At 58.4% G+C, this 11,704-nt stretch carries 12 protein-coding genes and 1 pseudogene; 4 read left to right on the forward strand and 9 right to left on the reverse strand.

Going from position 1 to position 11,704, the window contains the following annotated elements; genetic code table 11:
- The 4 genes from ABIE33_RS18875 to traI are packed head-to-tail and all read right to left on the reverse strand — an operon-like array spanning nucleotide 1 to nucleotide 2,280.
- Nucleotides 1–300: a conjugal transfer protein TrbD gene (locus tag ABIE33_RS18875; protein WP_429127920.1), complete on the reverse strand. Its 300-nt coding sequence runs from the start codon at nucleotides 298–300 to the stop codon at nucleotides 1–3.
- Nucleotides 293–676 (reverse strand): TrbC/VirB2 family protein, encoded by a 384-nt coding sequence (locus ABIE33_RS18880; protein ID WP_429127922.1) that lies wholly within the window; start codon nucleotides 674–676, stop codon nucleotides 293–295. Before ABIE33_RS18880 ends, ABIE33_RS18875 begins: the two co-directional genes overlap by 8 nt.
- On the reverse strand, nucleotides 666–1,643 hold the full coding sequence (gene trbB / locus ABIE33_RS18885; protein WP_429127924.1) for a P-type conjugative transfer ATPase TrbB: 978 nt from the start codon (nucleotides 1,641–1,643) through the stop codon (nucleotides 666–668). Before trbB ends, ABIE33_RS18880 begins: the two co-directional genes overlap by 11 nt.
- 10 nt (nucleotides 1,644–1,653) lie before the next feature.
- Nucleotides 1,654–2,280 (reverse strand): acyl-homoserine-lactone synthase TraI, encoded by a 627-nt coding sequence (gene traI, locus ABIE33_RS18890; RefSeq protein ID WP_429127927.1) that lies wholly within the window; start codon nucleotides 2,278–2,280, stop codon nucleotides 1,654–1,656.
- Between the two features lie 378 nt (nucleotides 2,281–2,658).
- Between traI and repA the strand changes: the two genes are divergently transcribed.
- The 3 genes from repA (at nucleotide 2,659) to repC (ending at nucleotide 6,286) form a co-directional block, all read left to right on the forward strand.
- Nucleotides 2,659–3,882, forward strand: coding sequence for a plasmid partitioning protein RepA (gene repA / locus ABIE33_RS18895; RefSeq protein ID WP_429127929.1), 1,224 nt, complete (start codon nucleotides 2,659–2,661; stop codon nucleotides 3,880–3,882).
- Between the two features lie 52 nt (nucleotides 3,883–3,934).
- Complete coding sequence (gene repB, locus ABIE33_RS18900; RefSeq protein WP_429127932.1) at nucleotides 3,935–4,915, forward strand: plasmid partitioning protein RepB; 981 nt, start codon at nucleotides 3,935–3,937, stop codon at nucleotides 4,913–4,915.
- A 156-nt stretch (nucleotides 4,916–5,071) separates the two neighbouring features.
- Complete coding sequence (repC, locus tag ABIE33_RS18905; protein ID WP_429127934.1) at nucleotides 5,072–6,286, forward strand: plasmid replication protein RepC; 1,215 nt, start codon at nucleotides 5,072–5,074, stop codon at nucleotides 6,284–6,286.
- Between the two features lie 892 nt (nucleotides 6,287–7,178).
- Here the strand turns inward: repC and ABIE33_RS18910 are convergent.
- Nucleotides 7,179–8,447 carry an alpha/beta fold hydrolase gene (locus ABIE33_RS18910; protein ID WP_429127937.1) on the reverse strand — a complete coding sequence of 423 codons (1,269 nt, stop codon included), beginning with the start codon at nucleotides 8,445–8,447 and terminating at the stop codon, nucleotides 7,179–7,181.
- Nucleotides 8,448–8,786: 339 nt separating this feature from the next.
- Between ABIE33_RS18910 and ABIE33_RS18915 the strand changes: the two genes are divergently transcribed.
- The gene (locus ABIE33_RS18915; RefSeq protein ID WP_429127940.1) at nucleotides 8,787–9,032 is read left to right on the forward strand and encodes a type II toxin-antitoxin system ParD family antitoxin; all 246 of its coding nucleotides are present in this window, start codon (nucleotides 8,787–8,789) and stop codon (nucleotides 9,030–9,032) included.
- 211 nt (nucleotides 9,033–9,243) lie between these two features.
- Here the strand turns inward: ABIE33_RS18915 and ABIE33_RS18920 are convergent, their stop codons facing one another.
- The 4 genes and pseudogenes from ABIE33_RS18920 to ABIE33_RS18935 form a co-directional block, all read right to left on the reverse strand.
- On the reverse strand, nucleotides 9,244–10,398 hold the full coding sequence (locus ABIE33_RS18920; RefSeq protein WP_429127943.1) for a site-specific integrase: 1,155 nt from the start codon (nucleotides 10,396–10,398) through the stop codon (nucleotides 9,244–9,246).
- A 19-nt stretch (nucleotides 10,399–10,417) separates the two neighbouring features.
- Nucleotides 10,418–10,702, reverse strand: a complete 285-nt coding sequence (locus tag ABIE33_RS18925; protein WP_429127946.1) for a DUF7673 family protein — start codon at nucleotides 10,700–10,702, stop codon at nucleotides 10,418–10,420.
- A 33-nt stretch (nucleotides 10,703–10,735) separates the two neighbouring features.
- A pseudogene (locus ABIE33_RS18930) lies at nucleotides 10,736–11,117 on the reverse strand (type II toxin-antitoxin system VapC family toxin).
- Nucleotides 11,114–11,371: a type II toxin-antitoxin system VapB family antitoxin gene (locus tag ABIE33_RS18935; protein ID WP_429127948.1), complete on the reverse strand. Its 258-nt coding sequence runs from the start codon at nucleotides 11,369–11,371 to the stop codon at nucleotides 11,114–11,116. Before ABIE33_RS18935 ends, ABIE33_RS18930 begins: the two are co-directional and overlap by 4 nt.
- Nucleotides 11,372–11,704 lie beyond the last annotated feature (333 nt).

Below are 11,704 nucleotides of genomic sequence, written 5' to 3' on the forward strand. Positions count from 1 at the left end.
TCAGTACCGCCGCCAAGACGACGTGGTCGCCCTGTAATAGGGTTTGTAGGAGATGTGCCGCAGATAGACCTTCCGCATCAGCGGGTCGGATTTCGCTATCATTCGAAGCAGACCGACGATCACGATCCAGACGGCGATACCGAAGAGTGCTGAATACGCGGTCAGAACGACGAAGATGAGGATTACGGCGGCAAGTCCCGTAATCAACACCAGTTCGCGGTCTGCGCCCATCAGCAGGTTCGGCCGCGAAAGGGCGCGATGGATGCGGTTGCGCTGCAGTCTGGACACAGGCTCAACCATCAGTGCCCTCTACTGTTCGGCCCGACGGAGTCTTTGTGATTTGCTCATCCATCAGCCCGATCGATGCGCCGGTTGCGCCGAAGAGGCCCACGATCTGTGTCGCGCCGAGAAGAATGCCGGCTACGAGGACGACGTACATGAGCCGTCGGGCAAAGTCGTTGAGCTCGCCGCCGAAGATCAGCATCCCGCCCGCGATGGCAACGGCGGCAAGCGCGATGTATCCGGCCACCGGGCCGGTGATCGATTCTTGAATTTGCTCAAGCGGTCCTTCCCACGGGAGGCCGCCGCCCGAACCGGCCAGAACCGGCGCGGCCGATGCAAAAAGGCTAGGCGCCGCAATGAGCGTGATGGCGATCAGTGCCTGCTTAGGCGACATGGCGTGCCTCTTGTTCTTCGGTGAGTTGATCGGATTCGATCTGGTACTGGCCATCGGCAAACTGCTCGACGTGGATAACATCGCGGACTCGGCGTCCACGCGAGGTCCGCTCGATCGAAACAACCAGGTCGACCGCCTCACCGATTACGTCCTGCATCGGCTGCTGGCTGGCCTCTGCGGTCAGTTGCTCAAGACGGCGCAAAGCAGAGGTGGCGGTGTTCGCGTGGACTGTGGCGACGCCACCCGGATGACCGGTGTTCCATGACTTGAGCAGTGTCAGGGCCGCCCCATCACGGACCTCGCCGACGACGATCCGGTCGGGACGCAATCGCATGGTGCTCCTGAGAAGTCGCGCCATATCGATGGTATCGCTTGTGCGCAGGACCACGGCGTTTTCGGCCGTGCATTGGATTTCTGCCGTGTCCTCGAGAACAACGACGCGATCCTCCGGCGCGGCTCTGACAATCTCGTCAATGACAGCATTCGCGAGCGTCGTCTTGCCCGAACCGGTTCCCCCAGAGATGATGATGTTCAGCCGTGCGGAGACTGCGCTGCGGATCGTCGCCGCCTGATCACCCGTCATGATACCGGTCCGAACGTACTCATCGAGCGGGATGAGATGTGATGCCCGGCGCCGTATGGTGAAGGCAGGTTTGACGACGATGGGGGGCAACAGTCCCTCGAAACGGTGGCCACCAATCGGGAGCTCACCCGAAATTATTGGCTGTTGCGCATCGACCTCGGACTGGAGCGCATGCGCCACCGTGCCGATCACGATTTCCGCAGCTGCGGGTGACATTTCGCCAGCGGGCGTAACGCCATGGCCGAGGCGCTCGATGAAGAGTTTTCCGTCCGGATTGAGCATGATCTCGACGACATTTGCGTCGTCGAGGGCGATGCAGAGCTGTTCGCCCAGCGCTTCCTGAAGTTTGCGGACAAGTCGGGGGTGAGATCGAAGCTGGTTCACTGACCTCTCCCTACGCCGCTTGGTCAAAAGGGTGGGTAATATTGGACCGGTAGTTGGCGGGGCGGAGCCTCAGCAATATGTCTCGGTTCGCAGCCAGGGTGCCTGCGACAGCCATGGTTACGCCGATCGTCTTGGGCTCGCCAAGGCGCTGAAGCGGCCATCCGACTCGGGCGAGGAGCCGTTCGAACCTTAAATCCGTCACTGTGACGATTTCGGTGAAGCGGTTTGCGAGACACCATTCGATGATGCCGGCGAACATGGTGAGTGTTATTTGGTGTGCCGAGCCCCCTCCCCGGCCTTCCTCAATGGAAGTGTCCACGCAAAATCGAGAACTCTCGATCATCGCCGTGTGAGCACGAAGCCCCTCACTTGGAAGAAGTGAGGGGAAAACACCCGCGAGCATGGTCGGGCCCAGCGCTGGTAGAAGGCGCGCACAACCCACCACTTGCCCGGCCCCGGAGACTGCTAGGATGTACGTTGGCTGAAGTGCGTCGAAGCCGTCCGATTCGTAGTCGCCCGTAACATTCACATCCCATCCGAGCCGATCAGAAAAGACACGAGCCCGCAGTTGATGGTGAGTCTGTAGAAGTCTCGTCTCCTCGACGTTGGGGGGCTTCGAAATTGCGAGAATTTGCATGAATTTCTCCGTCTTTGGTTGTCCGACGGAAAATCAGCACAGATAGGCGTCTTGGTGCAGTTGTAGGATTCTACAAGCTTATTTTGGGACTGAGTCGCACCCAAGGGTCTCGGCGTTTTACGAAAACTTGCTTTTCGAAGCCCGCTCGTAGGGCTGGCCTTGCATGATTCACAATAAAACGCATGGTGAACATAAAGAGATCATTGGTGTCCTAAGTAGCTGAATAAAAAAGGTAAAAAGCTGTTCCTTGGGAAGCACGACGTCCCTGCGTTAACCCTTTGTTAACTCTATATTCCTTGTCAGCCGGACGGAATCACCCATAATAACGGTTAGGTTGAGTATCTGACTGAAAAACCGTTATTCGAAAGCTTCCTTGCAATGAACGCTAATTCGCCGTCCATGGCACCCGTGCAGCCAATGCAATTCGAGGATCTGATCCTGGAGCAGGGCGATCTGATCTCGAAGAAGCTTCATCTGTTAAGCATGCAGCAATTCCCGCCGAACGCAAAGAAATTGCTGCGCCAGTTTTCGCTCAACGAGGTCGCCCAATTCCTGGGCGTGTCACAAAGCACCCTGAAAAAGCTGCATCTGGAGGGCAAGGGTCCCCTCCCCCAGACCTCTTCATCTGGTCGGCGTTCCTACAGTGCCGAGCAGATGGCGGAACTGCGCCAATATCTTGACCAGCATGGTCGCTCCGAGGCGCGCAACTATGTGCCGCAGCGTCGGGCCGGGGAAAAGCTTCAGATCATTGCTGTCGTCAACTTCAAGGGCGGCTCGGGCAAGACAACGACCGCCGCCCACCTCGCCCAGTACATGGCGCTGACCGGGCACCGGGTGCTCGCGGTCGATCTCGACCCCCAGGCCTCGCTATCGTCTCTTCACGGCTTTCAGCCTGAACTCGACATGACCCCGTCGCTCTATGAGGCGATCCGCTACGATGACGAGCGTCGACCGATCACCGACATCATCTTGCCGACGAATTTCCCCGGGCTCGATATCATTCCCGCCAACCTAGAATTGCAGGAATTCGAGTACGACACGCCGCTGGCAATGACGAACAAGAACTCCAACGACGGCAAGACATTCTTCACGCGGATATCGCGTGCGCTTGCCGAGGTGGACGACCGGTACGATGTTGTGGTGATCGACTGCCCTCCTCAGCTTGGTTATCTCACGATCACGGCGCTGACGGCAGCGACAAGCGTCCTGATCACCATCCACCCGCAGATGCTCGACGTTATGTCCATGGGGCAATTCCTGCTGATGCTCGGCGGTATCTTGAAGCCGATCCGTGATGCAGGCGCCGAAGTTAATCTGGAATGGTATCGCTATCTGATTACCCGGTATGAGCCGACAGACGGACCGCAGGCGCAGATGGTCGGCTTCATGCAGACCTTGTTCCACCAGTTCGTCCTCAAGAACCAGATGCTGAAGTCGACGGCGGTTTCTGACGCCGGCATCACGAAGCAGACACTTTACGAGGTCGACAAGAGCCAGATGACACGCTCGACCTACGAGCGTGCAATGGAATCCTTGAACTCGGTCAACGCCGAAATAGCAGATCTCGTGCATGCATCCTGGGGACGGAAAGTTTCGGGCTGACGACGACGGCTGTCGGAATGGCATTTAGTGCATAGGCAAACGGAGCATTAAAATGGCGAGAAAGAACCTGCTGGCAGGCCTGGTAGACGCAGCGGACACCCCGCAGGCGGATCTCGCGCCTGCCTACCCGATGCGCGGCGCGTCGAAGAGCATGGTTCGTTCCCTCGATGAACTCTCCAGGCAAGCCGACAAATTCCTCGAGGGTGAAGCGGTCGTCGAACTCGATCCGGAAACGATTGACGGATCCTTCGTGGTCGATCGTCTCGAAGACGACAAGGAACAGTTCGAGGCTCTGAAAGAGGCCATTTCCGAGCGCGGTCAGGATACCCCAATTCTCGTGCGCCCTCACCCGACCGTTTCCGGCCGCTATCAGGTCGTATTCGGGCACCGCCGTGCGCGCGCTGCCCGCGAACTCGGCCGTAAAGTCAAGGCGGTTGTCAAGGCGCTCGACGACAAGACGCATGTGATTGCGCAGGGGCAGGAAAACTCTGCTCGTGCCAACCTTACATTTATCGAACGTGCATTGTTTGCACGGCGCCTGGAGACGCTTGGCTATGACCGTGCAGTGATCTCGTCGGCGCTTGCCGCAAATGCCGCGGCGGTCTCCAAGATGATGTCAGTGACAGAGAGGATCTCTGCGCCAGTCATCGAAAGCATCGGGCCCGCACCATCCGTCGGCCGCGAGCGTTGGCTCGAACTGTCGCTTCTGGTTGGAAAACACTCCAATGCGGAAAAGGTAGCGGACATTGTCGATGAGGCTGCGTTCCGCACACTGAGTAGCGATGAACGCTTCAATGCACTTTTCAACGCTCTAAACAGAAGCGGCAAGCCGGTTAGAAAAACATCGGCATCGGTTAAGCAGGCCTGGCAGACAGCCGACAAGGCGGTCTCGGCTCAGTACTCGAACTCCGGCAAGGCATTCGCAATCTCGATGAAATCGAGGAATGCTGGTCGGTTCGGACAGTATCTCGCTGACAACCTGGATCGGCTTTATGCCGATTTCCTGGCAGCGAGTGATGGGAAGGAAGACTGAACACGCAAAAGAAAAAGGCCCCCAGACGGTACCATCGTGGAAGCCTCTCTCATCGTTTAGCAGCCTGAGAATCGCATTTCCACGAATCGCAGTCAAGTGTCTTTGGCACCGGAATGGGTGAGCGGACGTCTTTTGCCTGAAAACAGGTGAAAGAAGATGCAAGGTGGAAGTGTGACGACGCCCTTTGGGCGGCGGTCGATGACGCTTGGAATGTTGGCAAGCCAATACATGTCCCGCGAAATCTCGCCCGAGACATCGGCCGACAAGTGGAAACTATTTCGTGCGCTTTGCCAGGCAAAAGCCAGGCTGGGCATCAGCGAGCGTGCATTATCGGTCATGAACGCACTCTTGAGCTTTTATCCCGACGCTACTCTGTCGGAGGAAAACGGGCTTGTGGTGTTCCCCTCCAACACGCAGCTTTCGCTGCGGGCTCACGGTATGGCCGAAGCCACTTTGAGGCGGCATATAGCGGCACTGGTTGAAGCCGGGCTGGTTGCACGCCGGGACAGCCCGAACGGCAAGCGCTACGCGCGCAAGGACAGCGACGGCAGCATTGACGAGGCGTTTGGCTTCTCGCTTGCGCCGTTACTGTCGCGGGCAAGCGAGATCGAACATCTAGCGGAAGAGGTAGAGTTTGATCGGGTGCGGCTGCGCAAGCTCCGAGAGCGTCTGACGATCTGCCGGCGAGATGTGGGCAAGCTGATCGAGGTTGCCCTTGAAGAGGGCGTGCCAGGCAACTGGGAAGAAATTCACGAACATTACCGCCGTCTGGTCATCTCTGTTCCGCGGGTTGCCGTGGCGGCAACGATAGAGCCGATCGCGGCAGAAATGGAAATGCTGCGTGACGAGATCTCTAACCTTCTGGAAATTCGAGTGAATTCTCAGAAATTGAGCGGCAGTCCCGATCAAACTGAGCGGCACATACAGAATTCAAATACCAAATCTATTTATGAATTTGAACCTAGCTCCGAAAAAGAGCAGGGCGAAAAGCCGAGGGAGGCCAATAGGTCGCCGGGCGTACCGCTGAAGGCATTTCCTCTTGGGATGGTTCTGCAAGCTTGCCCAACAATTGCCGATTATGGGCCAGGGGGCGGAGTGGCGAGCTGGCGTGACCTGATGCAAGCCGCCGTGGTGGTTCGATCAACCCTCGGAGTCAGTCCGTCGGCCTACCAGGATGCGTGCGAGGTGATGGGGCCGGAAAGCGCCGCTGCGGTCATGGCGTGTATCCTGGAACGGGCGGGGCATATAAATTCGGTCGGTGGCTATCTACGCGACCTGACGTCCAGGGCACGGCGCGGCGAGTTTTCGTTGGGCCCGGTGCTGATGGCTCTATTGAGGGCTCGTGGGGTGGAAGAGCGAAGGGCGTCGTGAACAGTCGACTTGCGAAGCACTTCTGCTCTTCCTGTTGTCACCTGACAAAAAAGCAACGAACATCGGCGAAATCAATGTGTTAGCGGTTATTCGCGGGGCGGGTTTGCAAGGATGGCGACGAACTAAGGCGCCATCTCAGGGATTTGTCAGCCGACAAAAGTGACGATTATTATAACCGATTCAAGAGGTTGGCGGTGGAATTTCGTTGTGGTGATGTCGCGATTCTGGTTCGGGCAATTTTTGCGGAGGGTTCCTGCCAGGAGCGATGCTGATGGCGCCACACTTCGCCGGCTGCTTGCATCGTCGCCTGCGTGTTTTGAGCAAATGGAGCGGGGCTGGCAGAGGGATGGAGGCGTACTTGCTACGGCTGGGGTTGCCTTCCGGAAACCCCAGCCGTTAGGGTTTTGAACCGGTGAGTGCAGGTGAAAGAACGTCGACTGAGTCGAAAACAAAAACTGGGGCCCGTGCCGACAAACGGATACCCGTTGGAGGGCCGCAAAACTGCCTGCGAATGGCGATGATTGGGCCGGGCGGAGCGATTTGGAACTGGCGCAAGTCGATGGTGGTTTTCGATCGTGGTTCGGCATCAACCCGAGCGCTGATCAGGATGCTTGCGAGGCAATGGGGGCGGGAAATGATGCCTCGACGACGGCCCGCAGTCTCGCGAGGGCAGACCACATTAACTAGGCCGGTGGATAACTGCGAAGCCTGGCGGATAGGGCGCAGCGAGGGGAGTTATCGCTCGGGCCGGTGTTGACAGGGCCTTTGTGACGGCGAGCACCATCGACGGCAGAGATGCTCGCTCCGCGTGATTTCCTTCGGACCTCCAAGTTGGCCAACAGACGCCGAGCGCTCTCGATGCTACGCTGTAAGGCTATGGGCTGCATCTGCCTCACTGACCACGACGAGTATCGCTTGACTCGTGCTCCTCCAGAATGCGCCAGATTTGGTCAAGGACATAGGCGCGCATGGTCGGGTGATTCAACGGAGAATGGTAGTCGAATAGGAGCCGCCACCCTGGCATCTGCTCCAGGTCGACCTCGTGGTAGGAGGGATGCGGAATTTCGAAATCGTAAGCCTCTGTGAGCTCAAATCGCACCTGAGAATCGTCCGGCGGACGCAGAGATGGTTTGTCCCAGTCCTCCTGCTCTCGAAACCTGTCGGCATAAACTGATGGGCTCGGGGGCGTCGGAAGGCGGTGAATTCCTGAATTTTGAGCCTTAGCGATTCCCAATCCGACGGCGACCGTTTGCGGCAGGCTGCGAACCGGCTTCCCTTCTACAGGCAAAAGCCGCGGGCCTTGGCATCGGCCGGGGAGAAAAATCTCATCCGTGGCGTACATGCGGCTTAGCGTGATATCGTCCTTTGAGTATGTGACGATCAGATCCTGTGCTTTCAGTGCCGCTCCGACATAACATCCAGTACCAGTCCCTTCTTCGACGTAGGGATCGGGCGGCTCTCTCCCTGCTATCCTATCGTGAATTTCAGCTGCCGGATTGCGAGATGTGATCTTGTACGACCATGTGCGAAGGCTCGCGATTGGGATTGCCGCTTGAATTAGGATAAGGGCGCGAAATGATATGTCGGCATCGTTCGACAGTGGGAGCTGGGACACAGCGTCCATGACCACTGAGGCGCCTAAGCTGTGGCCGATAAGAACAATCTCGCGGTCGCGGAGTCTCCACAACAGTTCCGCAAGATACCCGGCCGCCTGTAATGCGGCGCTCTGCGCGCGCGAGAAATGTTGCGCCTCAGTTTCACCCGGCCAGCCGAACACAAGCACATCCGGGTTAACGCTGTCCGCCACAGCCTCTCTCCTGGCCAGATCAAATGCCACCGCCTTCGCGACGCAGGTGGCGTTCCTCATACTGGTTCGGAATCCGTGAACGTAGACGATAAGATACCCCTTTCCTGTTTGAAGAGGGGTGAGCGAATCTGCTTGGGCGTTCGCCCACTCCTTAGGGGAGCCCAAAACGAAGCCGGTTTTTGCTTCTGGCGAGCGCAGATCGAGGGACACGAGTTGGCCGGCATTAGAGGCCGGGTTTTCTGGCGGATAACAAGGTGAGGAAAGAGCCTGAACGATCGGAAACTTCACGAGGTCGAGATTGAATGGCAGGAGAACAGCCCCAAAAAACGCGATAGTCCCAACAACGAACCGCATTTTGCTCGGCTTTCGTTTGCGGGAACCTCTATGCGTGACGCCGCCGCTTGATCAGTACCCGCTGAGTGAAGCTAAGCCTGTATCGTCGCTCGAATGTGCGGCTTTGACAACAAGGAGTGGTGTACTGCATTTGAGGTAGGCATGCAGTTTACCCACCTTCCTTGGCATCTAGCGCAACGCAAAAAAAATCGCATCGACAGTCGTTGAGGGCGAGACACCCCAAAAGCGCCTTGAAAGTGGGACTAAGCGTTCGCATTCCGCATCTGATGTGCTGTCCAATGTCAATAATTGCGCAAGGATTGTTGTTGCGCCATGCTAAGGGGCAGTTGGAGGTGCGATATGAACGTTTCCCTTGGTGACCGCCGGGAAGCCTTTGTATCCAACATCGTGAAGGACGGCCGTTACGGTTCGGCCAGCGAAGTCGTGCGTGAAGGACTGCGTCTTGTCGAGGAGCGGGAACAGAAGTTGAGGGCTTTGACCAGCCTGCTCAACAAATCGGTCGCCGACGGCGGCGAAGCATCTGACGCAGATATTGACGCCGGACTGGAGGCCAAGGCCGCCCAGTTGACCAAGGAAGGCATCTAGGTGTGCCGCAGCTTCGTATGCTGCCTTCAGCGCTCACAGACCTGGTCAATATTTCGAATACATCAACCGACAGAGCGGCAGCTTGGTGGTGGGCCGGCGGTTTGTCGGGGAACTTCGGCAGAAGTGCCGGAACCACGCGTCCGCTAACTGACAGCCAATCGTCGTGTGAGGAAAGATTCTAACGACCGGTCTGCTGGCGAAGGCGAGGGCGCTAGGCAACCAACCGCGCAGCCCGCCCTTGTTTTCGCTCCGCATCGTTGTAGTAGCGCGCCGCCTGCGACACCGATTTGTGCAACGACTGCTGCATGGCTTCAGGCAGCGGTATGCCGCGATTGGCTGCCTCGGTCAGGTAGCCCGACCGCATTCCATGCGCAGAGAACAATGTCGGATCGAGCCCAGCCTGTTTGCAGCGGGTTTTTAGGATTAGATTGACCGACTGCGGTGTCATCGCGCGCCGATCGACATTCCCCCACTGATCGATGCGTCGGAACACCGGCCCCTGGGAGATGCCGGCTACCTCCAGCCATTGTTTCAGCGCCAGCACCGGCCGACCGATCAGGATGACATGTTCGTGGTCGTCACTCGTCGTCGTCTTCGTGCGACCAAGGCGGATCGAGAGGCAGGGAAGGGGAGGGGAGTCCGGGTTCGACGGGTCCGTCCGGACCGGGTCTTCGTCGAGGAGATCTTCGACCCGTAACCCTGCTATCTCCGATCGGCGACGCCCGCCGGAGGCGAAGGCGGCCAGAAGCAGCGCCCGGTCGCGCAGGTCGACCAGCCTTTCGCCGGCACAGGCGTGCAACAGCTTCGCCAGGACATCGCCGGTCACCGCTTGCCTGCTCTTGCGTTGCCGCGGGCGGGCACTGGCCCGGACAGCAAGCCTCAGCGCCGATTTGAGCGAAGGGCCGTCGAACGAACCGGTGAGGCCGCGCCAGCGGGTGAGGATCGACCAGCTCGTTAGCCGACGTCGAACAGTCTCGGGGGCGTGTGGCCCGTCGGCGCGCAGGAGGCGTTGGGAACGCAAGCCACCTTCAACCCCTGTCGGCATGCCATGGCTCGGATCCTCGGTGCGCTTGGCCGGGTTCCAAAGGTGATGAGCGACGAATTTCAGCAGCAGGCTTTCGGGCGCCGGCCAGGGGAGGGGGCCATCGGTTGCAAGCTGGCACCAGGCCTCGAGGTAGCCGAGATCGGAGGCAAGCGCCCGAAGCGTGTTTTCGCCCATTCCCTCTTTGGCGAGATGTTTGAGCGTGGCCACGTCGTCGTCAGTGAGAAGAGAAGCAAGCTGGTCGCGGCGATCGAAGGGCAGGATGGCGTCGAGGGCGTCTAGCTGCTCAGCGCGCCGCAGCACGTCATCCCGCACCGGCGACATCGCCCTTCCCCTACCGCGATCAGTCATTTGTTTGTGGCCGCCAGCGGTGGATGATGCTTTCCATCTCGCCACGGTATTCCGTTGGATAGACGGCGTCCTCCCCGCGCGCGAGATAGGTGAAGACCGTCGCCATGTCTTCAGAGACGTCGCGGTCAACAGCGAACAGGTCAGCGATGTCGAAGCCGCCGTGGACGTCGGCGTTCCACCAGGCGAGCAGGAAGTTGGCGACCCGGCGACCTTGGCCGGTGTCCTCGTGGGCAATGTTCAGCAGTTTTTCGAGAGCAAATCTGACACGGTCTTCCATGCTATCCTGTCGGATTTGGTGGGCGATTGTCCTTCAGCCGAAGGATGCCGGGTGAATTTTCAGGTCGGTCTGGCCGAAATCGTTGCCTTTGAACAACAGCGGCGCCTTGGCGATCCTCGCGACGGCATAGGAAAAACAGTCACCCATGTTGAGCGTGGCTGGATGGCGGCCTTTGCCAAAGCGGTCGAACGCTCGTTCCGCTTCGCGATAATGTGCCTCGTCGAAAGCAATCGACGTGACGTTGGGCAACTGGAAAAGCTGATCGACGATTTTTGAAGCGTTCGGAAAGCCTTTGCCTGTCAGCACCATTCGCGCCTCCAGCAGGGTTGGCCAGCCGATCGCGACGGCCTCTCGGCCGACCAACGCCGTCCCCCAGCGCCATCGCCAAGATGACCGACGTATCGACTGCGATCATCGCGGCAGACCGTGCTCGTCGTAGAAATCGTCATGCGCAGATGTCGTGCCGGCCGGGACGGCATGTCGGCCTTCGGCCATCAATTCCGACAGCACATCGATCGGCGCCCGGGCAGACTGTTGGCGGAGCTCGTTGTCATAGCGCTCAAGGGCGCGCTCGACCAGCTTGCTCATCGGCATCCCGGTGCGACGGGCCAGCGCGTGCGCGAGTTCTTTGGCTTTGGCGCTACGGATGGAAAGCTGCGGCTCGGACATTGGGCAATTTCCTGATCAAAATTCCTGCCTTCAAGATAGTCATTGTACAGGAAGATAGCAAGAAACTGGGGAAGATGGCTAACTATCGATACCTTGTCCCTATCGATAGTGAGAAGGTGCGGAAATTGGCGTCCGGATGACGGAAAGATAGCGTGGTTTGACTTCCGTTTGTGCAGTTTCATCTGTTAATTCAGGTGGTTAATGATGCGTAAATTTCCCATTTTGGCGTGGCTTCCGGGGTACGTGGGGCAAATCGGGTGGCAGGCCGGATTTTTCTTTGCCGGAGGATCTTGTGGGTTGCCGTGGAGCGCGATTGCATTGGCGCATTTTCGG

Origin of the sequence: Ensifer sp. 4252 (assembly GCF_050434565.1) — a bacterium.
GTDB lineage: Bacteria > Pseudomonadota > Alphaproteobacteria > Rhizobiales > Rhizobiaceae > Ensifer.

Bases quoted from the DNA above. Each gene is read 5' to 3' on its own strand.
- ABIE33_RS18875 (WP_429127920.1), bottom strand. From the start codon at position 300: ATGGTTGAGCCTGTGTCCAGACTGCAGCGCAACCGCATCCATCGCGCC.
- ABIE33_RS18880 (WP_429127922.1), bottom strand. From the start codon at position 676: ATGTCGCCTAAGCAGGCACTGATCGCCATCACGCTCATTGCGGCGCCT.
- traI (WP_429127927.1), bottom strand. From the start codon at position 2,280: ATGCAAATTCTCGCAATTTCGAAGCCCCCCAACGTCGAGGAGACGAGA.
- repA (WP_429127929.1), top strand. From the start codon at position 2,659: ATGAACGCTAATTCGCCGTCCATGGCACCCGTGCAGCCAATGCAATTC.
- repB (WP_429127932.1), top strand. From the start codon at position 3,935: ATGGCGAGAAAGAACCTGCTGGCAGGCCTGGTAGACGCAGCGGACACC.
- repC (WP_429127934.1), top strand. From the start codon at position 5,072: ATGCAAGGTGGAAGTGTGACGACGCCCTTTGGGCGGCGGTCGATGACG.
- ABIE33_RS18910 (WP_429127937.1), bottom strand. From the start codon at position 8,447: ATGCGGTTCGTTGTTGGGACTATCGCGTTTTTTGGGGCTGTTCTCCTG.
- ABIE33_RS18915 (WP_429127940.1), top strand. From the start codon at position 8,787: ATGAACGTTTCCCTTGGTGACCGCCGGGAAGCCTTTGTATCCAACATC.
- ABIE33_RS18920 (WP_429127943.1), bottom strand. From the start codon at position 10,398: ATGTCGCCGGTGCGGGATGACGTGCTGCGGCGCGCTGAGCAGCTAGAC.
- ABIE33_RS18925 (WP_429127946.1), bottom strand. From the start codon at position 10,702: ATGGAAGACCGTGTCAGATTTGCTCTCGAAAAACTGCTGAACATTGCC.
- ABIE33_RS18935 (WP_429127948.1), bottom strand. From the start codon at position 11,371: ATGTCCGAGCCGCAGCTTTCCATCCGTAGCGCCAAAGCCAAAGAACTC.